Origin of the sequence: Streptomyces sp. cg36 (assembly GCF_041080675.1) — a bacterium.
Classification (GTDB): domain Bacteria; phylum Actinomycetota; class Actinomycetes; order Streptomycetales; family Streptomycetaceae; genus Streptomyces.
The window spans coordinates 8,492,614-8,513,165 of record NZ_CP163520.1 but is presented as its reverse complement, the minus strand read 5'-3'; the positions used below and the strand labels follow the sequence as shown (position 1 = coordinate 8,513,165).

Genomic DNA, 20,552 nt, shown 5'->3' with positions numbered 1-20,552 from the left:
AGGGCGTGCAGCGCGGTGTGGAGCAGGAGGCAGCGCTGTCGTAGCCGTCCCGGCCCCGCTGGCCGGGACGCCCGGGACGGGCCCAGGCGGGCTGCGGCCCGCGATACGGCCCAACTCCTGCGGACTCAGGGGGAGATGGAGGAGAGGGCCCGGATGCGGCGGGGTGGTGGCAGTCATGATGCGTGGGCCCCTTCCCCATGCAGGATCTCCGCGGTCCGCTCGGTGCCGGCCAGGTGCTCCAGTGCGGCGCGGATGTCCGTATCGGCGGCCGCGACCTCGCTCAGCGCGGTGAGGTCACCGGTGTCCTGGGTGACCTGCTCCACCAGCTGGCCGGCCAAGTCGTCGATCTGGCGCTGCAGTTCGCGGCGCTGTTCGGCGAGCTTGAGGACGGCCACGGCCGCCCGGTCCTGCTCCGCGCTGGCATGGACGGAGCGGCCCTCGCGTACGGCCCGGAAGTACTGCTCCCCGGCGAACATGTCGGCGCCCTCGCGGGCCGTGCGCTCGGCTCTGCGCCGTTCGGCCTCCTTAACCAGATCGGGATCCAGGTCGCTGAAGGCCGCATCCCCGCGCATGCCGGGGTGATCCCTGGGAGGCTTCCCAGCCTGATTTCGGGGGTCGTACGGCTGCTCCCCGCGTCTGCGGGGGTAAGGGGCCTTCAGCCGGGCCCGCGCTTCTGGTCCCCGCTGCTGCGGGGTTGATGCCCCATCGCCGCATCGTCCGGGAGTGGCTCATGCTGTCGACCGCCGTCGCCGACCGTGCCTGTCTCGCTGGCCCCGAGGCCGTGGGCGCGCCGCTGGTGCGTCTGCGGGTCTGCCACGACGACTACTGCTCCCCTGCTTCGCCGTCCGCGCCCGCACTAAGCTGCGGCCCATGGACAGGGGGGCCCAGGAAGGCTTGGGCTACATCAACATCGACGGCCCGGAGCCGACTTGGCAGGAGTTGCTGGGCGCACTCAGGCCGGAAGGGCGGGAAGACTGGCGCGGAAGACCTGTCGAGAGGCGGCCGGAGGACATACCAGAGCTACTCGCGATGGCGAAGGAGCTGCGGGCTCTGGAACGGGCCCGCCGGGAGAGGGGCGAACTACGGCGAGCCGAGCTCTACACGGCAGGCCCAGGACGCGCCAGGCGCGAGCGGGACGTTCTCGCCGCCCTGCTCAACCAGACCCACAGGGGCCAGGTCCTCAACGAGGAGCCCTACCAGGTGGTCACGCGCGATGAGCCCCGCTTCCCAAGGTTCCACCCGTCCCACATCTCCCTCCGTGTCCCGTGGTACGTCGAGGACGTCGCGGTGACGGAAGCCGAGTACACGACCGCTGCAGAGTCGGCCATCAGGTGGGGCCTGGTCGTGAGGCGGATGGATGTGGATTGGCGGGGCGAGTTGAGGCCCATTCTGCTGCTCACCGGGTCGGGACGACGCTGTTCCGCCGAATACGGAGGGAATTACCAAGCCATGACCGAGGCAATCGGGCCCAAGCCCGCCGTGAGCATCACGTCCGGCACGGCAGGCGTGATCCAGACCGGCGGCGGCGAGGTGAACATCGACGGCGGCCTCACCGTCACCGGGGCGGCCGACGGCCGCGAGGCGACCGAGGAACAACGGCTCGTCTCGGCGATCCTCGCGGCGCTGAGGGAGCACGGCGGGGAACTGCCGCAGCAGGAGCGTGTCTGGGTCGAGCGGGACGTCCAGGAAATCAGTGACGCGCTGGTGCTGCCCGAGGGAGAGCAGGACCGCGACCGGGTCCGGGACACCCTGTCCCGCCTCACGCGTCGTGTGACCGGGGCCGGGGTACTGGCCGCGGCCGTGCAAGCGCTGTGGGACAGACTCTTCGGCTGACCCGGGGGAGCCTGACCAGCACCCGGAGCCCCGGCCCGCCACGGCCGGGCTCCGTCGCGCCCGGGGCCGGGTCAGGCGCCGGCGGCCCGTGCGATAGCCGAGGCGAAGATGTGGGCGGCGGTGCGCGGGTCTCCGGCGCGGGTGGACATGTTGAAGGTGCTGGAGATGTGGGTGTCTCCGCGCCGGCCACCACCAGGTGCGGTCCGCCGTCACCCGTACCGCGCTGAGCCGGTGCGAGCCGTGCCGAAAGAGACGCCGCACCCGGGACCGCGCGTGCCGGCGGTCCATCAGCCGTGCGGTGCTGCCCCTGGCGCTGCGCACGGACGTGCTGCGCATGCTGCGCCGGAGCCACACGTTTCAGGACGTGGCCCGCCAGTTGCAGATCCCTGCCAGCCAGATCCACGGTCTCGCGCGGACGAACCCCCTCTTCCGGGCCGACCTCGACCGGGCGCTGATGGCGGGCCGCGACAAGACGCTGACCCTCGTGCACTCCGAATGCCACCGCCAGCATCACGCGGGCGACGGCAAACGGGCCACACAACCCTGCTGACCTGCGAAGCCCTCGGGGTTCGCTTGAGCCGGATGCGCTTAATGGCGCACGTCCGGTTCTGAGGGGGCCGGATCACGGCAACGCGATCCGGCTACCCGACTCCAGCCCGAGCTCGACCCGCGCAAGGTCAAGGACCTCGCCACGTTGTCGTTCGTCGAGGCCAGGGCCAACGCTGCCCTGCTGGGGCCTCCGGTTATCAGCGGTCGCGGCCTGCCGGGCTGGGTACTCGATCTACTTCACCAGCCTCGACGACATGGTCCGCAACCTGAAGACCGCCGAGGCCGCCTGCCGCCGCTACCGCGAACGCCACGGCGACCTGCGGGTCCCCGTCACCCACATCGACCCCGAGGGCTACAACCTCGGCGACTTCATCGCCCGCTACCGGGCCCTAAACGCCGGAAGCAGACGCGACAAAAACGGCCGCAGCCTCACCGTGCCCGACGAGCGGCGCGCCGCTCTCGACGCACTCGGCATGGTCTGGGAAGCCGCCCCTCCAAGGCGCCCGCCCACCGACGCGGAGATCACCGCCCTGCGTGCCCTGCCCCCCGAGCGCGGCAACATCCCCGCCCATGCCCTGCTCGCCCTCGTCGATGCGGGCGTCGAGCAGAAAGCCCTCGCGCACGCGCTGGGCTGCAACGCCAGCGCACTCAACGCCCGCCTCTGCGCCGCCCGCAAGCGCCCCGCCGCCGACCTGCCCGCCCTCGCCCGCGCCTACCGCCAACGCCACGGCCACCTGCGCCCCCCGGCCACCTCCACCGATCCCACCGACCGCATCCTCAGCGACTGGCTGTCCAAACAGCGCCGCGCCTACCGCCGCGGCGAGCTCACCGCACCACAGATCCAGGAACTCCAGGACATCGGCGTCGAGTGGGACCTCCACGCCTCCCAATGGATCCACGCCCTGGACGTCGCCCGCCGGTACCACCGCGAACACGGCCACCTGCGCCCCCCGAGCAACACCCGGACCGACGGCGTCGACCTGAGCCTGTGGCTGCTGCGGCAGCGCACCGCCCGCCGGCGCGGCACCCTGGCCCCCGACCGCGTCGCCGCCCTGGACGCGCTCGGCATGGACTGGGAGCCCGGCCCCGGCGTCGCCGGAGTACGGACCGAACAGGTCTGGCAGAGACGGTTCGCCGACGCCCGCGCCTACCACGCCGCCCACGGCCACCTCCGTACGCCCACCCCCACCCTCGTCAACGGGCGACGCCTGGATGCCTGGCTCACCCTCCAGCGCGCCCGCCGACGCCAAGGACGCCTCACCGACCAGCAGATCGCCCAGCTCGACACCCTGGGATTCCGCTGGTGACAGCGCCAGCCAACGATGCTCGGCGTTGCCCAGCGCACAGCCGTCTTGGTCTGCCCGTCGCACGCACCCGACAGCAATGCCGCACGGGTGACGGGTGCACCAGGGCTCCCACGCCGCCACAGAGGGCTGGGTATACGCCCCGGGGCACGTGCCCCCTGTGGATCCTTCCCCAGAGGCCACGGGCGAGCCAGGAGGCTGGGTCTCGTACCAGCGGGATTCCGTCACGCAGCCTCGTAGTGGTGGGCCCGTCCGCCCCGCCATTCGATCATCGACGAATCAGCGGCGACCATGTCCTCGGCGGTCGTCTCCTCTATCCCGGCCTGCCGCAGGAACTCGACGAGATCCCGGTCGGAGTAGGCGAGGCCGATGATGGTGCCGCGCACGGTGACACGCCGCCCGCCACTGCCTCGCGGCCGGTGCACGACGATCGGCGCCCCGTCCATACGTCCAGGGTGCGCCGCCCCGCCGACACCGGCCAGCGGGGCCTACACCGCCTTCGGGCGCGGCAGCTGCCCGACCTCGATCTCGGTCAGCTCGACGTTCTTGCACTTCGCGGCCACCAGCTGCTTCGCCCGGTCCTCGCCCGAGCTCTCCCCGTAGGAGACAGCGGCAGCCCGCGGCACGCCATCGGGGTCGGTCCAGGTCAGGCCATAGTTCGTCATCGTGATCGCCATACGGCAATGATCGCTGGTGGCACTGACAACCACCCCTGATCCACCCGCTTACGTGTGGGATGCCTGGGCGGTGGCTGCCTTCGAGGGGCGGCCCCAGCCGCGGTCCCGCTCGATGGCGGCGAGCAGGACCGGCTCCCATCCGGCCGCGGCGAGCGAGGCCGTGTCGGGCAGGCCCGCCTCGGCGAGGACGGACAGCTGCACCGCGTGCTCGATGCCCTCCGCCCATGCCTCGCGCACTGCCTGGCGGACCTCGATGCGGGCCTGCAGCCCGGCGGTGGAGTCCGTCTCGCCCTCGCGGTGCAGCGCGGCGAGGGCGCGGGCGCGGGCGGCGACCGCGTCCAGGAGCACGGCGGCCCGCTCGGCGTCGGCCTGCATCGGCGCCGCGGTCCCCTTGGGCGTCACCCCGCGCCGCAGCTGCTCCATGCGCCGGGGCAGCGGCTCCCAGGACGGCTCTCCGGCGAGTTGGCCGTTCGTGTCGTCGACGGCGCGGGTCCATTCACGAGCCAGGCCCCGGGGCTCCAGCGGCGTCCCGGCGGGCACGGCCCGGCCGCCATGGTGGTTGGGCTTGAGGGAGACCCACAGGGCGGTCGCGGTGCCGCCGACCGCGGTGAGCAGGTCGTGGCGCTCGGGCAGCCACCGTCGGAGTGCGGCCCGGGACAGGCCGGACAGGGGCAGCAGCTCGGTGTATGCCTCGGACTCGCTCCAGCCCTGGGGGCGGCGCACCACGCGCAGCTCCTCCAGGGTCGGCGCGAGGTCCTCGACCGTGCGGGCGCACAGCTCGCCCGCCCGGAGGCCCGTGTCGCACACGACCGCCCCCATGGCGAGCATCCGCACCCGGCCGCGGGGAGCGCCCGCCTGGTCGGCGAGCGTGGTGAGCTGGGAGCGGAACAGGGTGCGGGGCCGTGTGGCGACGACGGGTTTGCTCTGCGGGTTGATCTGGGGCGGCAGGTCGGCGTAGTCCTCGGCGCCGCACGCGGTGACCAGCAGCCGCAGGACCTCCAGGCGGGTCTGCTCGGAGTGGTCGGAGCGCCTGGCGGGGTCGGCGACCGTGCGGGCGCGCAGCTCGCCGGTGCGGGCCAGCTGCAGGAAGGTGGTGACCGGTCCGCGGGTGAACAGGTCGGTGACGGCAGCGGCCCGCCCGGACCCCACCCATGGGTCCCGGCGCTCCCCCCGCAATCCGCTGTCGCTCGCACTGCGGCTGGTGCCGGCCGCTGGTCAGCCACGGTGGGACCGGGGCTGGCGGGCGCGTTGCGGGTTAGCTCAGGCCGAGTGTGGCCAGCGCGGTGGTCCAGTTGGTGGCGATCGCGTGCCGGGCGGCGTCCAGGCTCACCTGCCCGCTGCACACGGCGCTCTTGAGGCGGTTCTCGACCGTGTCCTTGTTCCCCGCGCTCTTGCCGCCGACGCTGTAGCGCGGCTCGGGCCACAGGTTCAGCGGATCCCGCGGGGCGCCGCCCAGCTCCAGAGGAATGAGGTGATCCTCCTCGTAATCGGCGGTGGAGGTGTCGGTGTAGCCGTAGGCGGCGATCTGCTGGACCTTGAGGGGGTTGGTGTAGCTGGTGGGCGGGCGCACCGTGGAGGTCCAGCCGGACACGCAGATGGTGGAGTTGATGGTGGCCTGGGTGACGTCGGGGTTGTCGGCGCCGGGCTGGCAGACCGGGTCGGGCAGGGGCAGGTATGCCTGCGAACACGACTGCGCCACCGCAGCGGTGACGGCCGTGGGCGGCGTCGCGGCGTGGGCCGTGCCGGTGGTCAGGCTCAGGGCGCCGGCGGCCAGGGTGAACGCGGCCGCAGCGGGGGCGAGTTGCGGGATCACACGCATGTGGGGGTCTCCGTCACGTCGGGCCCGGGCGGGGATGCCGGGCATCTCAGGCATGACACCACCCCGCGGGCATGACCGAGGAGAACCAGCGGGTGAACAGACGGCAACGTGCGTAATCCTTGCCCGGCGTTGGCATGCCGCTGACCAGACCATCAGTGTTTCTTGGTGGCCGTCGCTGCCAACGTCGGGAGGCGCAGTGCGAGCACATCGTCGTGGCTGATCAGCCGATGACCAAGACGGGTGCGGCGCTCTCTCGGTGAGCGTGCCGTCGGTGCTGTGCCACCTGGACCGAATATCACTGAGGGTGGTACGCCGCAGGTAGGCTCCCGGCCCCATGGAACCGCTGCCCGCGGGCGTGGACCGCGACATCCTGGAGGAACGGATCATCTTCGCGCTCACGACGATCCGCGCGACGCAGGGGTGCACGCTGCACCAGGCACTGGATGTCTTCGCGCAGCGGTATGAGGAACTCCGGCGCGACCGCCCGGACGACTTTCACCTGAGCCGGGACGAGTACGGCCGAGGTTTCCACTCCTGAGCTCCCGTTCAGGCGGACCGCGGACGATCGCCGGTTGGCGGTTGACGTCACAGGAGACCGTCACCCAGGGCATATCCGGCCGGGCACAGGCCGGGGCAGAGGCGGTGATGCTCCCGGGCGCAGAAGAACCAACGGCGCTGTTCAGCCCATGACCAGGCCAGATGCACCCTCACGGCCTGGCCGCGCTCTCCCCCGGAACGAGCCGCACCCGACCGGGGCAGGCCCTGTCGTTGAAGTGGCGAGGCAGACGACTCTTGTCCCGCACCTCCGGAGTCCCGTCCTTTACCGAGCGGTTGACCTCGCCGACCACAGGATAGCAACACCGCCGATCGCTCCTCAGCCTCTCCCCCTTGCTGATGACCCCCGCCGACAGGGCGGCCGGAGAAGAGCCAGCCGCTCTGCCTGATCGGCGACCGGAACCGCGAGTCCCCCATGCTGATCGCGCTGGGAGCGTCCTCTGCGCGGCCATCGTCGACCGCCTCACCTTCAACGGCGCCATCGTCGAAACCGGCACCGACTCCCCGCCTCGCCAGGACCCGAGCCCGCGCCGAAGCCGCGGCCAGCACGGTCCCGCCGGGGAGCGTCGGCCACTTCCACCGTCTCAGAGGGAGCTGGCCGACGCTCCCCCGGAGCGATGCAGGGCCCGCAGTTCGTCGGGAGTGACAGACCCCGGGTCACGAACGGGCTGGCCGACGTCGGCAGGCCAACTGGGCCGGAAGCGCTCGACGAAGTCGGTGAAGTCGGTCCGCAGATATCGGGAGTCGGACGGCTTCAGCCGGATCTGCTGGCGGCTGTCCGCCCACCAGATCTCGAAATCGGCAACCGTGCCCTGCGCCGGCCAGTCTTCGCCCTCGCTCGGCAGCAGCAGAACATCGACGAAGCCTGCGACACTCAGGCCGATGTCCACGAAGATCCCGATCGCACCGGGCCTGGGAACCTTCACCACGGTGCCCTCGAAGACCTGCCCAAAGCACAGACCACTGCGAATCCGGGCCCACTCGGCATCTGTCACCACGAACGAATCATCGCACCTTCGTCCCTCTGCCTCAGCGGCACGGCACTGCCGTCCTGACTCGTGAGCATCCACGAGCCGACTGATGACCAGCCACTGCCGGAACTACTGCTGTCATCCACTCGAGGCGTTCGACAGCGACCGGCGATCTCGCGACGATGGCCTCCTACGAGCGGAAATACGGCGTGCTCGCGGAGGACAGTGTGAGCGGCTGGCGAACAGCGAACCGCACGGCAGAGATCAGCCCGTGTGAATTCCAGTCGACTTGGGACGCTGCGCGAGGGACCCTCGACGCGAACCGAACCGAGGAGACAGGTTGATCACGGAGTACCAGCAGCAGCTACGGGAGCGCTACCTGGCCGCCCCCGTCATGACAGCCCCGACACCCTGGCAACCAGGGCTGGACCACAGGATCCCCATCGGCGGCCTGCTCGGCATCGGCTTCGCAGTCCACCCTGACACCGGACACGACCTGGTCATGGTCGTATCCAGCGACGGACACGGCCTCTTCGATGCAGCCTGCGGCGAGAAGATCGCACGCGACCGGGATCCCGATCCCGCCACCAGCACCCCCGACGCCCACCCGGACCTCGCGTGCCCTGGCCTCGGTCCCATCACAGGCACCCCGGTCCGCATCGCCGGCCTCTTCGGCGGCGGTCTGCACAGCACCACCCCGGACGGTTGGACGCTGGACATCGTCAGCCCCGAATGGCCCCACGACCGCGTCATCCTCTCCGCCGACGGCGGAGCGCACAAAGGACCGGCGGGAGGCACCTGGTGGCACGTCTTGCACTCCGAACACTCGCAACTGCGCGCTGCCGGTTTTTCCCCGTCCGGTCTCACCCTGGCAGTCGCCACCAGCAGCGACCTCACCCTCTGGACCCGCCCCAAGCTCCGCATCGAGGACTGAGCGGACGCCGGGACGTGAGGCAAAAGGGCCGGTCAGACGCTGGGTAGGGTGGCGGCCATGGCTAAGAACTCCTAACGAAATGATCTTCGAGGTGGTTGGATCGCTCCGGGACTGTTGATTCGGGGGTGCGGGGTGGCTCGGCCGAAGCCGTGGGAAGTCGATGACGAGTTGTGGGCGGTGGTTGAGCCGCTGTTGCCCAAAGTTGAGCGTCGGGCCCGGCATCCGGGACGCAAGCGGCATCCGGACCGGCCGGTGTTCCAGGGCATCCTGTTCGTGCTGCACACCGGGATCTCGTGGGAACACCTGCCACAGGAACTCGGCTTCGGCTCGGGCATGACGTGCTGGCGGCGCCTGGCCGAGTGGACCGAAGCCGGGGTGTGGCCCCGGCTCCACGAGGTGCTCCTCGCCAGGCTTCGCAGCGTGGACGCCCTGGACTTCTCCAGGGCCGCGGTCGACGGCTCCCACATCCGCGCGTTAAAAGGGGCTCCAAGACGGGACGAAGCCCTGTTGACCGGGGCAGAAGCGGCAGCAAGCACCGCTTGATCACTGACGCCACCGGCATCCCGCTCGCGGTCACCCTGACCGGCGGCAACCGCAACGACGTCACCCAGCTCATCCCGCTGCTCCAGGCCGTGCCGTCCGTGCGGGGCAAGCGCGGCCGGCCGCGTCGCCGCCCGGATGTTGTCCTGGCTGATCGCGGGTACGACCACGACAAGTACCGCCGTCTCGTCTGGGGCCTCGGAGTGAAGCCGATGATCGCCCGCCGAGGCACCGAGCACGGCTCTGGCCTGGGCACCCAACGCTGGGTCGTAGAAAGGGCCTTTGCTCATCTGCACTGGTTCCGCCGCCTGCGGATCCGCTGGGAGGTCCGCGACGACATCCATGAAGCCTTCCTCACGCTGGGATGCGCGCTCATCTGCTGGCGCCGACTCGCGGCCGTTCAGCGGCGCCACTCGTAGGCGCCGGGGGAAGTCTCAAGGACCTCGCGCGGCCACTGCTGCCGTACCTGGTGGAGCAGCCTCCGCTGCTCGTCGATCCATCCCTCCTCAAGGCAGAGCGGGAGGAAAACGTGCACGCCGGATCCGGTCACATCCTCAACCCGCACGGCAGGGGTCTCGTGCTCTTCATCGAGCGCACGGACCCGAATCTCGGGGCTACGGTCGTCGTCGATCCAGACGACGTCATGCCCCGCAGCAAGCACGTCCAGGGCGTGGTCCCAGCCGTCCACGTCCGCGGGGAACAGGCCGAGGGCCAGTCGTCCACGCACGAAGCCACTCTTGATGAGCACCTCCGCATCGAGAAGGTCGTGCAGTGGGAGCACCCCCGGCATCCGGCGGCCCAACACCCGGACTCGGAAGCTGTTGTCGCCATCCGAGAGATGGATCAGATCCACCGAACTACCTCTGCTCTGCCGTACCCGCCAACTGTCACAGCCCATGGTGCGAGGCCGAGCCTCTTCGTCACCACCGCATTACTTGGGCCTCATTCCGATAGAGGTTCTTAGCGGCGATGACTTCGCCACGCTGACGGCATGGGCAACCGCCCTCGGCTGACTCCCCCGGCCGAGGACTCCAGCCATCCGTTTCGGCCCCACCGGCGGCGCCTACTTCACCCACCCCCGGCACGCCGACACCCTCGCGGCCCGGCGGACCTCGTCAGCCGCCGCAGCCCGGGCAGCAATCTCGCCCCTGACCAGGGCGAAGTGCGCGAGATGACGATCAACGCGTTCACCGGCAAGGCCCGTGCGCCGCCGTGCGCGCTGAGCGCCCCAGGAACTGGCTGCTCTCCACACCACTGCGGGCAGGACTCGGGAACCAGCAGGCTTCTCGGCTTCGCCGCTCGCGTTCTCGACGGAGGGCACGCGTCGGTCCGGCCGAAGGCGATAGCGTTCACGCTTCAGGTCCTCAAGCCGGCGCGACTGGGGGTGAGGGGTGAAGCGGCATCCGCTGCTCGATGTGGTCGAGGACATCGACCCTGACGAGCAGTACACCGTGAAGGACATCGCGCACCTGACCGGCCGGGCCTACCGAACGGCCGGCAGATGGGCGGCGGGCGGACACTTCGGAGAAGGCAGCGAGGACCGTGTAGGTGTCCACGACGCGGGCCGCCGCCGGGTGTGGACCGGCCGGGAGCTGCTCGCCGCCGTCGCCGCGCCCAGGCCCGTCCAGGACCACCAGGACCGGGAGAAGTCGACAACGTGGGCCAGTGGCTGCCGCCAAGGCGACGGCTGCGACTGCATCGACCACCACAACGAGGACACCGCGCAGCACCGCCGGGCCTTTCGGGAGGCGTTCGTGGAGCAGGTGTTCCCGGCCCAGGCCCGCGCCGACCTGCTGAAGATCCTTGCGGCGGGGAACCCGCTCCCGGTGGGCCTGGCCTGGGTACAGACCCCGCCCGCGCGGATGTGGGCCTACGCCAGGACACACCCGGCGTGGGGAAGAAACCTTGATGAGGCCCTGATGGCGAGCCGTGACCCGAACCTCCACCACGGCAGGGAGCACACGTACCGGGTCTACGGGTGCCGGTGCCCTGACTGCCGGACGGCGAAAGCCACCCACCGATGATCCACCTCGCCGAACAGGGCGGCCATCTATCCCCGTCCTGCTCTGCGGTACCCATCTGGCCTCCGCGTGCAGGAAGCCGGGCACGACAACGTCGGTTCGCTGATGGGGATTCTCCCGGCCGGCCGTGCACCGGGGCGTCAGGCCGGCTCGGATGCCTGGGCGAGGGCGTGGCAGGCGTCATGTTCGTGGGGCAGTCCGGTCCCGGAAAACCATGGCTCGGAGCGGATGGCGGGCCAGAGTTCCGGGCGTTGCAGGACGGCGGACAGGTAGGTGTGTTGAGCGGGTGAGAGCGGGGCGCCGGTGGAGTGGGGGCGGGCGAACGCCTTGGTGAAGAAGGGTCCCAGATCCCTGTCGAGTGTGAAGACACCGGTGAGGGGAAGCACGGCGAGGGCTGCGGGCAGCAGGGTCAGGAAGTCGTCGGCGCGTGCGGCTGCGGCCTCGATCAAGTCGAATCGCAGCCTTCCGTCCTGGCCGGGCAGGTGCTCTTCGAACCAGTGGTCGGCCTCATGGGCGATGAGCAGTGCGTCGAGGATCGTTCGGGTCGCGTGTGGTTCGTCGGCCAGTGCTGGTGCCAGTGCGGCGCAGGCCCGCACTCCCGGGTGTACGTCGTGGAGCAGGGCTTGGGGGCGGGCTCCGAGGATGCCCAGGAGGCGCGCTGCCACCGCCCGCGATCTGGGGGCGCTGGAGTTGCCGGCGAGCGTCTCGAGCCGGTCGATGATCGCCGGCCGCGATGCGGCGCGGTCCCGGTGGCCGGTCAGGCTCACGGCTGCTTCCAGGGCCTTGAGGTGAATGCGGGCGTCGGGGTCGTCGAAGAGGGGGGTGAGTGCGTCGAGGAGTTCGGGTGCGGCCGCTCGGCAGGCCAGCAGGTCTCGTGCGCTCTTGGTCTGCAGGGATTCGCAGGTGCGGGCGGCCGGCCACGTTACGCCCGTTTGTACCTCGTCGTCGGTGTGCTCGAAGAGGCACGATTGGGCGACACGGGCCAGGAAGTCGACCAGTTCCAGGCGCAGCAGCCGGGGTGCGGTGTCCCAGGGCAGCACGTCCTTGACCGCCTCTCCCATCCGCGGGTCCTGGAGCATCGCCGCGACCACGCGGGCCGCGGGGGCGGTGGCGGTGGCGGAGTAGACGCTGCCTTGGTGCAGGACCGCGCTGTCCAGGTGGGCCACCGCTGCGCTGCGGGCCTTGATGTCGGTGCTGAGCAGGGCCAGCAGATGCGAGGAGGTGTCCGAGGCCGGGCCGTAGGCGTGCTCCAGGTCCGCCCAGGGCGTCTGCGTCAGCAGCCTGATCATCGGTTCCATCAGCTCATCGTCGCAGTTGTTCCCGCCTGCGTCAGCGCCGGGGGCCACCGCGCCCCCGCCGTCGGCCGCAAACGGCATCGACGAGATCGCCCGAGCCTCATCACCGCACCTGCCGACGCCAGTTGCGACGCCGGGCCGGCGCCCCTCAGCCGGTCTGCTGATCGCGGGAGAGCTGCCCCGTGGTCTGCTGCCTGCGGGCCCTGCACCACCACGGGGACCACGGGGCGCTCATCACGCGCTCCCCTCGCATGCCGGTGCCTGCCCGGGGTCTCGGGCAAGCGGTCAACGGGCAGGCGGTCAACGGGCAGGAGAGGATGGGGTGATGAGTGACACCTATCTGACGGTCATTCCCACCGATCCGCTCTGGCAGCCCGGCAAGGAAGCAGGGGACCGTGCCATGGCCGCCCTGTCCGGGATGCTTCCGGACAGCGACGCGCGCCTCGGGCTGGTCAACCAGTGGCACGACGGCGTCGAGTTGATCCTCTGCGGCTCCAACCTGGAGAAGATCTCCTGCCCGCACTGCGGTGCGCAGTGCGCGACAGGCTGGTGGACGGACCTGGTCTCCGAGCGCTACGACCAGGGGTTCGTCCGCCTCATGGCGGCGCTCCCCTGCTGCGGCGTCGACACGTCGCTCAACGACCTGGTCTACGACTGGCCCATGGGGTTCGCGCGGTTCCGGATCGAGGTCATGTATCCGGGCCGGTCATGGCTGACCGCCGAGGAACTGTCCCGCCTCGCCGACACGCTCGGACATCGGGTACGGCAGATCCTCAGCCACTACTGACAGCCCCAGCGGTGGCGGGCCGCCGGCGGGAGGCCGGGGTGTTGTCAGTGGCGTCGTTTAGCGTGGCGGGCACGGGGATCGGGCGAGTGCCGCGAGGGGGCTGCGCATCGTGAGTGACGGTATCCAATGGCTGGCCGGCCTTGCGTACTGGGACGTGCCGGTGGTCTTCGCCCGCGGGGTCGGTCCGGAGGAGCTGGCGAGGCGGCTGTCGCTGCGGCCCGCCGGCGCCGCCGGTTCGGCCCTGCGGCCGATGACGGACCGTCAGGCCCGCGCGGTGGTGGCATCCGAACGTCCGCCAGATTCGGGCGAGGAGGCGGCCGGTGTGGTCCGCGTCGGTGAGTGCGCGGGCTGGTCGTTCGCCCTGGAGTACGGAGACGGAACCGCCGTGGACCAGCTCACCAGGGTGTCGAGGGGAGCGGTTGAGGCCGTGCACCTGCTGCCCTCGATGGAGCGTTCACCGTCGGTGTTCCAGTGGGCGAGGGACGGCGAGAGGGTGTGCTCCTTCACGATCGGAGAGGAATGCCGACGGCAGGGGCGTTTCCCGGATCTCCTGGTGCCGGATCTGGTTCTCGGGGGTGTCCTGGCGGACGGGGAAACTGACGCGCGCCCCGAGGAGCAGCCGGTCCAGGAGCCCTGCCGCCTCACCCTGGGCGTGGTGGAGCGGCGCTTCGGCCTGTCCCTGCCCCGCGAGCACCTGGAGCAGCAGTGCGAGAGCGGCGCCCTGCTGCCCGCGTTCGCGGTGCGGGGTGCCCCGGACGACGGCGTCCTGGACGAGCCCCCGGACACCCCGGCCATACGGGCCTGGGCCACATCACAGGGCTATACCGTGCGGGAAGGCAGGATTCCCGCCGACCTCCGCGAGGCGTACAAACGCGCGCACCGCACCCCACCCGGGCGATGACCGGGGTGGCGCTTGAGCCACCGCAGATGTGTTCAGGGGGGCACTGTGACGGTTCGGCGCGTGGCGCCCAAGGCCCAGGCCACCCCGGGCAGTCGGGTGACCGGCCCGGTCCGATAGTGGCTGGTCAGGCCCGGGGCGTGCTCCCTATCGTGGGGCCATGACGAACGAGGGAGAGCCGACGCTCTACGTGAACCGCTGGGGCGACACCTCGGACCCGGACCCGGGTGGGCGCTGGTCCTACCAGGAGTTGTGCTCGTGCTTCTCCCCGTCGAAGCCGCGTCCGCGGGCCCGGGTCGGGTTCCACACCGAGCAGCAGGACACCTCGGCTCCGGGCTGGCGGCACCTGCTGGAGCTGGTCGAGGAGGCCGCCGCGGACGGCCGCGAGGAGTTCCGCCCCCTGACCGGGCTCAGCCCCGAAGAGCGACGCCAGGTCGTCACCCTGCCGCCGACCATCGCCAAGCTGAGCGCGGTCAGGCACCTGGTGCTCTACGGCAGCAACCTGGTCCGGATCCCGCCCGAGATCGGAGCCATGACCAGCCTGGAGGAGTTCACCCCCTACACCTCCTACCGGCTCCACTGGTTCCCGTACGAGATCACCCGGTGCCGCAACCTGACCCGCAGCACGGTCAGTACGCGCGCCCTGTTCGGCAACTACAAGCTGCGCCCGCCCTTTCCCCGGCTCCAGCCGTCCCAGGACTCCGTGACCGGTCTCGATCCGGCACACCTCGATCCCCGGCGCCGGGGAGCCACCGCCGTGCACAGCTGCAGCATCTGCGACCTGCCGATCTCGCAGCGGGGACTCCACCAGGTGTGGATCTCGATCCGCGTGGCCACGGACGTGCTGCCCCTGCTGGTCAACGCCTGCTCGCCCGCATGCGTGGACGCGCTGCCCGACGGCGCCGAGGACTACATCGCCACGCCGCACAAGGGCGGCCGCATCGATCAGCCGCCATCCGACTGGGGCTGACCGACCTGCCCAACTCCCCGCCCGGACATGCAGCTTCACGACGCGGTTCTGGCACTGATTTCGGATGTCCGGCGAGGAGATTCTCGCTGCGGTGCGGGCCGCCTGGACCATCAGCGCAGGCGTCACCGCCGATGCCGATGCGCTCGGCCCGGTCCGCCGATGCCGCACGGTTCAGGTCGAGCAAGTCGGTCTGGAGGAACGGGTCGTGCATACGGCGCCTCACAAAATTGTGGTGGGCGGCTACCAGGTGATGGTGCGGGCCGCGCGGCTGAGGAATGCGGTGAGCGGCTCTGCCTGCGGGCGTGGGATGTAGGCCGTGGTCTGGTGGTCGCCGGGCAGGACGGGCAGGGCGCCGGGGGGTGAGGGCGGGCAGGGCGGTGGCCCAGAAGCCTGCGCCGCCGCCCTGCCTGGCATAGGAGAAGACGACCTCGGGCGGGTGGGTGGGCGACGGTCCGGTGGTGGCGAGGGGCGACAGGAGGTGCGCGGGGAACGCGTCGCGGTGGCGGTAGGTGTCGGCCCGGTGGTCGATCGGCGGATGCCCGGAGGGAAAGCGGGGCGTGTGGGAGCGCTCGCCCGCTTCTTCGGTCTCGTTCAGGTAGCAGTCGAGGAAGCCGATCAGGTCGCGCACGCTGTTCTTGGTGAAGCCTCCCGCGTACAGGGGGGCGAGGTGCGGGCGGCCGTTTACGCCGTAAACGTGGGCAGCCAACCACGTCGCGAGCAGCGCCTCAGATGGCTGCCTAGAATCCTGGCTGCATCACACGAGGTCAAGCGAGGTATGAGTTATGTGGTCGGTGAAGGACGCGCCTGCCGGGATCAACAAGCACATCGGTGGAGCGATCGCGGTCTGCACCAGCGGAGGTGAGGCCGTTCCCGGGTACGCCTCGTGGGCTGACGACATCGTGGCGATCCGCGCGGCCTGCAACTGCGGCTGGCGCGCGGCTATGGACTTTCCGCCGGACGGCGTGGAGCAGGCCGAACAGCTGTGGCGCACCATGCACATGCTCCCCCTGTGCGCGCTGGGCCAGGAACCCTTCAGTGAGCGGATCGGCCGTGACCTGGTCGAGCAGATGCTCCACTTCCAGCACAACCTGCCCTTCGCCGAGATGAGCCCGCTGGAAGGTCTGCGCACAGCCGCCCGGATGCGGCAGATCGCCGACCAGAGCATCGACCAGCTGCTCGCTCTGGCTCTGCGCCAGAATCTGCCGCTGCGCCATGTCGCCGACGCTCTGGGTACGGATCCCGCCGTACTGCAGGAAGGCACCGGCTACCCGGACCACCCCGGCCACCCCTGAGCCGGGAGAGCATCCGCGTTGATGTGGCTTGCGGCGGTAGGGGCACTGCCGGGACAAAGCGCAGGCGTTCCGTACGCGGGCGGGGCGTGGCGATGGTGCGGATGCGGGCAGGGTTCGTGCGCCACGGCCTGTGTGTCGGTGTGCGTGCTCAGCGGTTCAGGAAAACGGACGCCTTGACATGGTGTGGTGGAATGAGCGGCCTCGATCGGGCTCGCCGCCGTGCGGCTGGCCGAGTACATCATGCTGGAGTTCACCCAGGGAATGCTGTAGTCGAGCTGACGACCGAACCACTGCGCCCGGTGCTCAGCGTCTGCTGTCGCCGGGCGCAAGGCGTACCGCACCTACACCGACCGGACAGCGGCCGGTAGGCAGCTCAATCCTCACCGACTTGGAGGAGCGCGACAACGAATCCGCCGCCCCGACCGGCGACCACGCCGTCGAAGGTGTGTCTGGTCACCGGCTCCCAGGAGCGTCCGTTCCCCCAGGAGCCGTCGATGTTGGAGAACCACTCCGCTCTCGGTCCCAGAATCGATGCCGCCTTCACCGCGGCCCTCTTCGCGTGGGCGCGATCGCGACGCGCGTGCCCCGGGAATACCAAGCTGTCGGCGGAGAGGTTGGCCATCAACTCGACCGCTGTGTCCTGCGGAACTGAGCGGAGAGCCGCCTCGATCTCCTCGACGGTGGTGGGTCCCGTGGCACCTTTCACCACATCGCCGGCCCAGTCGGCCTCGGCGGCCTTTGCGAGGTCGTGGACATGACTCGCAAGGTCAGCTTCGGAGCTCCGGCACCAACTTGAGTACACGCTCTCCTGGCCGGCCAACGATGTGAGAAGCGCTGCGAGCAGGACTGCATCATCCATGGCCGCATCCTCGCAGGACGAACCCCAGCCGATCACCACACTCCGTGATCTTGAGGTTCAACAGATGGGCTCTGAGAGGAACGGGCCTCCGCCAGGCCGATGCCGGGGCAGGTGGGCGGCCGGGCGGCGATACGCACCGCGAGCCGGGCCGCCGGGCCGGTCGGGCCTGTCATGGGACATCGTTCCTGACGTGCAGCCGCGACGGACGTATTTTCTCGCAGCTGGTGCCGTACCGTCCCGCGCCCGGGAACGCCGGCATGCGGGCTCAGTCAGCCCCGGGCAGCGGCCCCGGCCTCGTGCGAGGAGTTCGTCGACGGCGCGGGGGTCCCCGGCGGCGGCAGCATCGGCATACTCGGGCGCCGCCGGGGACCACGCCAGTCTCTCTCATTCCCGAGAGCCGCAGACACGCGCCCGTCGGGGAGCCCACGGCCAGTGCCCCAGCAGGCGTCGGCTTCGCGCGAGTGCGTGCGTCCACCAGCGTGCGCCGGGGCCCGGCGTTCCGTCACGACCACGGCCCGCACGGGTGCGCAAGCTCATGTCCGCCGGGCCCCGGCCATGTCAGGATCGCATCGCCCTTCCCGGTGAAACAGACCGGGGCCGATCCGCCGCCGCTGCCAGGCCCATGAGCGGTTACTCCGGACGTGCGGCACCAGCCTGTGTCATGGCGTCAGACGTAGGCGCAAGCGGCTCGGGCCCGCGTCGATACCGGGTGTCGCTGCGTGAGCCGGGCAGGTGAGTTCTCCCCTGCTCGGCGTGCCCGGCGATATCGCGCAGCGGGGACCGGTCCGGGGAGTACGGCTGAAGGACGTCCCAGTCATAGGGGGCTCAGCGGGGCTCCCGACATCGATCGGTAGGATTGTCGGCATTTAGGTGGCCTGAATCGTCAGAGGGCCTCGGATCACTTGGAGGCCGGGCGGTGCGGTTCGTCTGCCGGAACTTTGGGCTCTCCGACATGCCGCGGCGCGGTCTCACCCCGCAGGAGGCGCCCCTGGAGGTGCTGCTCCTCGATATCGACGCAGAGCTGTCCATCTGGGAGCAGGGGCGCAAGGTGTGGTCCGAGGAGGCGTTCCCCGTCGCCGAGCTGGCGTACCACCTGGCGCTCTGGCTCCAGGGCCCGGCTGCCGGCCATGAGGGCTTCGAGCTCGACTCGATGCAGGCGGACCCGGGGCTGATCCGTATTGTGAGCTCCGACGAGGGCTGGCGGGTGGGTTCCCTCTTCACACCGGACTTCTGGACCGCACCTGTCGCGTGGGACGTGCTCGTGGCAGAGCTCAAGCAGTTCGACCGCTCCGTGCGCCAGGGCGTTGCCGCGATGGGCATCGACCCCGCCTTCATCCCGCAGCCCTGACGCTGTCCCGGACGGGCCAACCCGGTGGAAGGATCACGGTGTGGCCGAGGGCAACGGGGACCCTCACGCCAGGCTCGGCATCGTCCGCCTCCACAACATCGCCTTTGTCGGACAGATCGAGGAGGCCCGGCCACAGTGCTGCCGGACTCGGCTATCCGATCGTTGCGGGACAAGACCCACGGCGGTGCCTCTCGCCGTCAACGACGGGCTGACTCCGAAGGGGAGGAAGCCACTGCGGGCTGCACCCCGGGGTGTCCGCGGCCAGCCGCTCGCCGGCGTTGCGGCCCGCGTCGGCCACCCGGTTCAGACCCAGCACGTCGGCCTGGAGGAACGGGTCCTGCCTACAGGGCCTCACGGGTTCCGGGTGGCGGGGGCGTCGCTGATGGGTGGGTGCCACGGTGCGCGTCCCGAGCGAGCGCGCACCGTGGCCGATGTCCCTGGCGTGAGCGAGCGGAAGGACCGAGGCCAGAAGCCGGAACCAGCCCCTCCCCCGGGCTCCCAAAAGCCGTGCGGGAAAAGGGGTGGCCCGGCGCAGTCCACGGTGGCGGACACCGCTGCCCGCCGTACAGCGACACGCCCGCCTCCGTACGCTTCAACCACCCGGGCGGACGCCACCTCGGACCGGCACTCACGCAGCACGCACCGCCTGCCAGCCTGTCGCGGCGGTGGGCGCCGGTCATGACTCAGAGCCTCGCAGCGGGGTGGTGGTGCCGGAGGCTCTGAGTGTGTCCCGGGAACGCAGGGACATTCCCTCCAACGAGCCACGGCCCGGGAGGTTCTGCCACGGCAGTCAGCCGCTCCATTGGGCGGGGACGGTGGTGTTGCGCACCGGCTGCGGGCTGATCAGGGCCGGTGCGGAATGCGTTCCGGGGGTGCCCGTGATGAGCGGGTTCCCCCGTGGATACTGGTGGTGTTCTCACGAGGTGTTGAGCTGTCGCTGAAGGTTGCTACCGAAGGAAGCGATGATGACTGACGCACCGGACACCTACGCTTTCTGCTTCTCCCACGGCGATCTGCATGTATTCCGCGGAGAGCCCTGGTGCACGGCGGCCTGGGTCACTCTGTCCGGCTCCACTCGGGATGAAGCGCTGCAGGACAAGCGGCATCGCTTCGGAGAGGCCCGCTTCGTCGACGGCCTGTCGCTGGAGCAGCAGGTCGAGGTGCTGCGGCTTCGCTGACAGGCCCTTAGCCTGATGGCCATGCCCGAACCGCTCACCCCGAACGACATCCACCGCTTTATCGAGCGGCTGCGCAGCGGCGAGGACCAGGCGGATGCCGCCGATGCCCTCGGGCTCGGTCCGCGGGCGGTGTACGCGGCAGCCCGTACCGACACCTCCCTGCTGCTCGCGCTCGGCGGGAACGACCCCTACGCGATGGGCGCGGCAGGCATGGCCGCGCGCGCCGAGTACCTGCGCCTCCTCGCGCTGGGGCTGACCCCGACGGTCGCGGAGAACGTCCTCTTCGACGGCACCGCCCGGGTCGGGGGGTGCCGTGCGCAGGACGCGTCTTTCGCGGCGGCGTGCGACGCGGTGACGGCGTCGGTGGGCGTGCGGCAGACGGTGAAGCGGTACTCCAAGTTCACGCCCGAGCGGGTGAAGGTGTTCCTCGACACCCTGCGCCGGCAGGGCAAGGTCGGTCCGGCATCCGCTGCGGCCGGGGTGACCAACGCGGCGGTCTACCAGAAACGGCGCCGGGATCCCGGCTTCGCCGCAGCGATGGACGAGGCACGGAGCGCAGCAGCTGCCCCGGACAAGCCGAAGGCCCGCGGGCCCCAGTAGCACGGGCCGAGGAGCTCCGTGGTCCCCGACCACCACGGACCGGCCGTCATCTGCGCGGTCCCCGGACAAGGAGGGGCGCGGGACCGGAAGAGGGCATCGAACCCGAGCGGCATCCAGTGCGG

General features: G+C 70.6%; 24 protein-coding genes and 2 pseudogenes. 17 read left to right on the top strand and 9 right to left on the bottom strand.

Annotated features, from left to right (window positions below; all coding sequences use genetic code 11):
* Positions 1 to 173: 173 nt before the first annotated feature.
* Complete coding sequence (locus AB5J87_RS37530) at positions 174 to 572, bottom strand: hypothetical protein (RefSeq protein ID WP_369383240.1); 399 nt, start codon at positions 570 to 572, stop codon at positions 174 to 176.
* Positions 573 to 870: 298 nt separating this feature from the next.
* On the opposite strand from AB5J87_RS37530, the gene AB5J87_RS37525 reads away from it, so the two are divergent.
* From AB5J87_RS37525 to AB5J87_RS37510, 4 genes and pseudogenes are all read left to right on the top strand, one after another.
* A complete protein-coding gene (locus AB5J87_RS37525) occupies positions 871 to 1,833 on the top strand; it encodes a hypothetical protein (protein WP_369383239.1) in 963 nt (320 codons plus the stop codon).
* A gap of 298 nt (positions 1,834 to 2,131) precedes the next feature.
* Positions 2,132 to 2,383, top strand: a complete 252-nt coding sequence (locus tag AB5J87_RS37520; RefSeq protein ID WP_369383238.1) for a hypothetical protein — start codon at positions 2,132 to 2,134, stop codon at positions 2,381 to 2,383.
* A gap of 102 nt (positions 2,384 to 2,485) precedes the next feature.
* Positions 2,486 to 2,678: pseudogene (locus tag AB5J87_RS37515) on the top strand (ATP-binding protein); the annotation flags it as partial.
* Between the two features lie 21 nt (positions 2,679 to 2,699).
* Complete coding sequence (locus AB5J87_RS37510; protein WP_369383767.1) at positions 2,700 to 3,689, top strand: helicase associated domain-containing protein; 990 nt, start codon at positions 2,700 to 2,702, stop codon at positions 3,687 to 3,689.
* Between the two features lie 221 nt (positions 3,690 to 3,910).
* Here AB5J87_RS37510 and AB5J87_RS37505 read toward each other — a convergent pair whose 3' ends face one another.
* The 4 genes from AB5J87_RS37505 to AB5J87_RS37490 all read right to left on the bottom strand — a co-directional run bounded on the left by AB5J87_RS37505 (position 3,911) and on the right by AB5J87_RS37490 (position 6,182).
* Positions 3,911 to 4,132, bottom strand: coding sequence for a hypothetical protein (locus AB5J87_RS37505; protein WP_369383237.1), 222 nt, complete (start codon positions 4,130 to 4,132; stop codon positions 3,911 to 3,913).
* A gap of 42 nt (positions 4,133 to 4,174) precedes the next feature.
* Positions 4,175 to 4,351 carry a hypothetical protein gene (locus AB5J87_RS37500; RefSeq protein WP_369383236.1) on the bottom strand — a complete coding sequence of 59 codons (177 nt, stop codon included), beginning with the start codon at positions 4,349 to 4,351 and terminating at the stop codon, positions 4,175 to 4,177.
* Between the two features lie 60 nt (positions 4,352 to 4,411).
* Positions 4,412 to 5,512 carry a hypothetical protein gene (locus tag AB5J87_RS37495; protein ID WP_369383235.1) on the bottom strand — a complete coding sequence of 367 codons (1,101 nt, stop codon included), beginning with the start codon at positions 5,510 to 5,512 and terminating at the stop codon, positions 4,412 to 4,414.
* Positions 5,513 to 5,618: 106 nt separating this feature from the next.
* Positions 5,619 to 6,182 carry a hypothetical protein gene (locus AB5J87_RS37490; protein WP_369383234.1) on the bottom strand — a complete coding sequence of 188 codons (564 nt, stop codon included), beginning with the start codon at positions 6,180 to 6,182 and terminating at the stop codon, positions 5,619 to 5,621.
* A gap of 334 nt (positions 6,183 to 6,516) precedes the next feature.
* Here AB5J87_RS37490 and AB5J87_RS37485 point away from each other — a divergent pair, with 334 nt between their 5' ends.
* Both AB5J87_RS37485 and AB5J87_RS37480 read left to right on the top strand, forming a co-directional pair.
* A complete protein-coding gene (locus AB5J87_RS37485) occupies positions 6,517 to 6,720 on the top strand; it encodes a hypothetical protein (protein ID WP_369383233.1) in 204 nt (67 codons plus the stop codon).
* 455 nt (positions 6,721 to 7,175) lie between these two features.
* Positions 7,176 to 7,284, top strand: a pseudogene (locus AB5J87_RS37480) (AAA family ATPase); the annotation flags it as partial.
* A 37-nt stretch (positions 7,285 to 7,321) separates the two neighbouring features.
* Here the strand turns inward: AB5J87_RS37480 and AB5J87_RS37475 are convergent.
* Positions 7,322 to 7,735 (bottom strand): hypothetical protein, encoded by a 414-nt coding sequence (locus AB5J87_RS37475; RefSeq protein ID WP_369383232.1) that lies wholly within the window; start codon positions 7,733 to 7,735, stop codon positions 7,322 to 7,324.
* Between the two features lie 313 nt (positions 7,736 to 8,048).
* Between AB5J87_RS37475 and AB5J87_RS37470 the strand changes: the two genes are divergently transcribed.
* Positions 8,049 to 8,642 (top strand): hypothetical protein, encoded by a 594-nt coding sequence (locus tag AB5J87_RS37470; protein ID WP_369383231.1) that lies wholly within the window; start codon positions 8,049 to 8,051, stop codon positions 8,640 to 8,642.
* Positions 8,643 to 8,774: 132 nt separating this feature from the next.
* Positions 8,775 to 9,601, top strand: a protein-coding gene (locus tag AB5J87_RS37465; RefSeq protein ID WP_369383230.1) for an IS5 family transposase whose coding sequence is annotated in 2 segments (ribosomal slippage) — positions 8,775 to 9,101 and positions 9,104 to 9,601 — 825 coding nt in all. Because the reading frame shifts where the segments join, the coding sequence is not laid out codon by codon here.
* Here AB5J87_RS37465 and AB5J87_RS37460 read toward each other — a convergent pair.
* Positions 9,583 to 10,035, bottom strand: coding sequence for a DUF5959 family protein (locus AB5J87_RS37460; protein ID WP_369383229.1), 453 nt, complete (start codon positions 10,033 to 10,035; stop codon positions 9,583 to 9,585). The genes AB5J87_RS37465 and AB5J87_RS37460 overlap by 19 nt on opposite strands.
* A gap of 538 nt (positions 10,036 to 10,573) precedes the next feature.
* Between AB5J87_RS37460 and AB5J87_RS37455 the strand changes: the two genes are divergently transcribed.
* Positions 10,574 to 11,206: a hypothetical protein gene (locus AB5J87_RS37455; protein WP_369383228.1), complete on the top strand. Its 633-nt coding sequence runs from the start codon at positions 10,574 to 10,576 to the stop codon at positions 11,204 to 11,206.
* A 137-nt stretch (positions 11,207 to 11,343) separates the two neighbouring features.
* On the opposite strand, the gene AB5J87_RS37450 is transcribed toward AB5J87_RS37455, so the two are convergent.
* Complete coding sequence (locus AB5J87_RS37450) at positions 11,344 to 12,501, bottom strand: hypothetical protein (protein ID WP_369383227.1); 1,158 nt, start codon at positions 12,499 to 12,501, stop codon at positions 11,344 to 11,346.
* A 322-nt stretch (positions 12,502 to 12,823) separates the two neighbouring features.
* On the opposite strand from AB5J87_RS37450, the gene AB5J87_RS37445 reads away from it, so the two are divergent.
* From AB5J87_RS37445 to AB5J87_RS37425, 5 genes are all read left to right on the top strand, one after another.
* On the top strand, positions 12,824 to 13,285 hold the full coding sequence (locus AB5J87_RS37445) for a hypothetical protein (protein ID WP_369383226.1): 462 nt from the start codon (positions 12,824 to 12,826) through the stop codon (positions 13,283 to 13,285).
* Between the two features lie 109 nt (positions 13,286 to 13,394).
* Positions 13,395 to 14,186 carry a DUF6461 domain-containing protein gene (locus tag AB5J87_RS37440; RefSeq protein ID WP_369383225.1) on the top strand — a complete coding sequence of 264 codons (792 nt, stop codon included), beginning with the start codon at positions 13,395 to 13,397 and terminating at the stop codon, positions 14,184 to 14,186.
* A gap of 157 nt (positions 14,187 to 14,343) precedes the next feature.
* Positions 14,344 to 15,153 carry a leucine-rich repeat domain-containing protein gene (locus AB5J87_RS37435; RefSeq protein ID WP_369383224.1) on the top strand — a complete coding sequence of 270 codons (810 nt, stop codon included), beginning with the start codon at positions 14,344 to 14,346 and terminating at the stop codon, positions 15,151 to 15,153.
* Positions 15,154 to 15,217: 64 nt separating this feature from the next.
* Positions 15,218 to 15,466 carry a hypothetical protein gene (locus tag AB5J87_RS37430; protein ID WP_369383223.1) on the top strand — a complete coding sequence of 83 codons (249 nt, stop codon included), beginning with the start codon at positions 15,218 to 15,220 and terminating at the stop codon, positions 15,464 to 15,466.
* 478 nt (positions 15,467 to 15,944) lie between these two features.
* Positions 15,945 to 16,445, top strand: coding sequence for a hypothetical protein (locus tag AB5J87_RS37425; protein ID WP_369383222.1), 501 nt, complete (start codon positions 15,945 to 15,947; stop codon positions 16,443 to 16,445).
* Between the two features lie 373 nt (positions 16,446 to 16,818).
* Here the strand turns inward: AB5J87_RS37425 and AB5J87_RS37420 are convergent, their stop codons facing one another.
* Positions 16,819 to 17,304 (bottom strand): hypothetical protein, encoded by a 486-nt coding sequence (locus tag AB5J87_RS37420; protein ID WP_369383221.1) that lies wholly within the window; start codon positions 17,302 to 17,304, stop codon positions 16,819 to 16,821.
* Positions 17,305 to 18,256: 952 nt separating this feature from the next.
* Here AB5J87_RS37420 and AB5J87_RS37415 point away from each other — a divergent pair.
* The 3 genes from AB5J87_RS37415 to AB5J87_RS37405 all read left to right on the top strand — a co-directional run bounded on the left by AB5J87_RS37415 (position 18,257) and on the right by AB5J87_RS37405 (position 20,430).
* Entirely contained in the window at positions 18,257 to 18,652 is a 396-nt protein-coding gene (locus AB5J87_RS37415) for a hypothetical protein (protein WP_369383220.1), read from the top strand.
* A gap of 965 nt (positions 18,653 to 19,617) precedes the next feature.
* Complete coding sequence (locus tag AB5J87_RS37410; RefSeq protein WP_369383219.1) at positions 19,618 to 19,830, top strand: hypothetical protein; 213 nt, start codon at positions 19,618 to 19,620, stop codon at positions 19,828 to 19,830.
* Between the two features lie 21 nt (positions 19,831 to 19,851).
* A complete protein-coding gene (locus AB5J87_RS37405) occupies positions 19,852 to 20,430 on the top strand; it encodes a hypothetical protein (protein WP_369383218.1) in 579 nt (192 codons plus the stop codon).
* Positions 20,431 to 20,552 lie beyond the last annotated feature (122 nt).

Bases quoted from the DNA above. Each gene is read 5' to 3' on its own strand.
- AB5J87_RS37530 (WP_369383240.1), bottom strand. From the start codon at position 572: ATGCGCGGGGATGCGGCCTTCAGCGACCTGGATCCCGATCTGGTTAAG.
- AB5J87_RS37525 (WP_369383239.1), top strand. From the start codon at position 871: ATGGACAGGGGGGCCCAGGAAGGCTTGGGCTACATCAACATCGACGGC.
- AB5J87_RS37505 (WP_369383237.1), bottom strand. From the start codon at position 4,132: ATGGACGGGGCGCCGATCGTCGTGCACCGGCCGCGAGGCAGTGGCGGG.
- AB5J87_RS37500 (WP_369383236.1), bottom strand. From the start codon at position 4,351: ATGACGAACTATGGCCTGACCTGGACCGACCCCGATGGCGTGCCGCGG.
- AB5J87_RS37490 (WP_369383234.1), bottom strand. From the start codon at position 6,182: ATGCGTGTGATCCCGCAACTCGCCCCCGCTGCGGCCGCGTTCACCCTG.
- AB5J87_RS37485 (WP_369383233.1), top strand. From the start codon at position 6,517: ATGGAACCGCTGCCCGCGGGCGTGGACCGCGACATCCTGGAGGAACGG.
- AB5J87_RS37450 (WP_369383227.1), bottom strand. From the start codon at position 12,501: ATGGAACCGATGATCAGGCTGCTGACGCAGACGCCCTGGGCGGACCTG.
- AB5J87_RS37445 (WP_369383226.1), top strand. From the start codon at position 12,824: ATGAGTGACACCTATCTGACGGTCATTCCCACCGATCCGCTCTGGCAG.
- AB5J87_RS37435 (WP_369383224.1), top strand. From the start codon at position 14,344: ATGACGAACGAGGGAGAGCCGACGCTCTACGTGAACCGCTGGGGCGAC.
- AB5J87_RS37430 (WP_369383223.1), top strand. From the start codon at position 15,218: ATGTCCGGCGAGGAGATTCTCGCTGCGGTGCGGGCCGCCTGGACCATC.
- AB5J87_RS37420 (WP_369383221.1), bottom strand. From the start codon at position 17,304: ATGGATGATGCAGTCCTGCTCGCAGCGCTTCTCACATCGTTGGCCGGC.
- AB5J87_RS37415 (WP_369383220.1), top strand. From the start codon at position 18,257: ATGCCGCGGCGCGGTCTCACCCCGCAGGAGGCGCCCCTGGAGGTGCTG.
- AB5J87_RS37410 (WP_369383219.1), top strand. From the start codon at position 19,618: ATGACTGACGCACCGGACACCTACGCTTTCTGCTTCTCCCACGGCGAT.
- AB5J87_RS37405 (WP_369383218.1), top strand. From the start codon at position 19,852: ATGCCCGAACCGCTCACCCCGAACGACATCCACCGCTTTATCGAGCGG.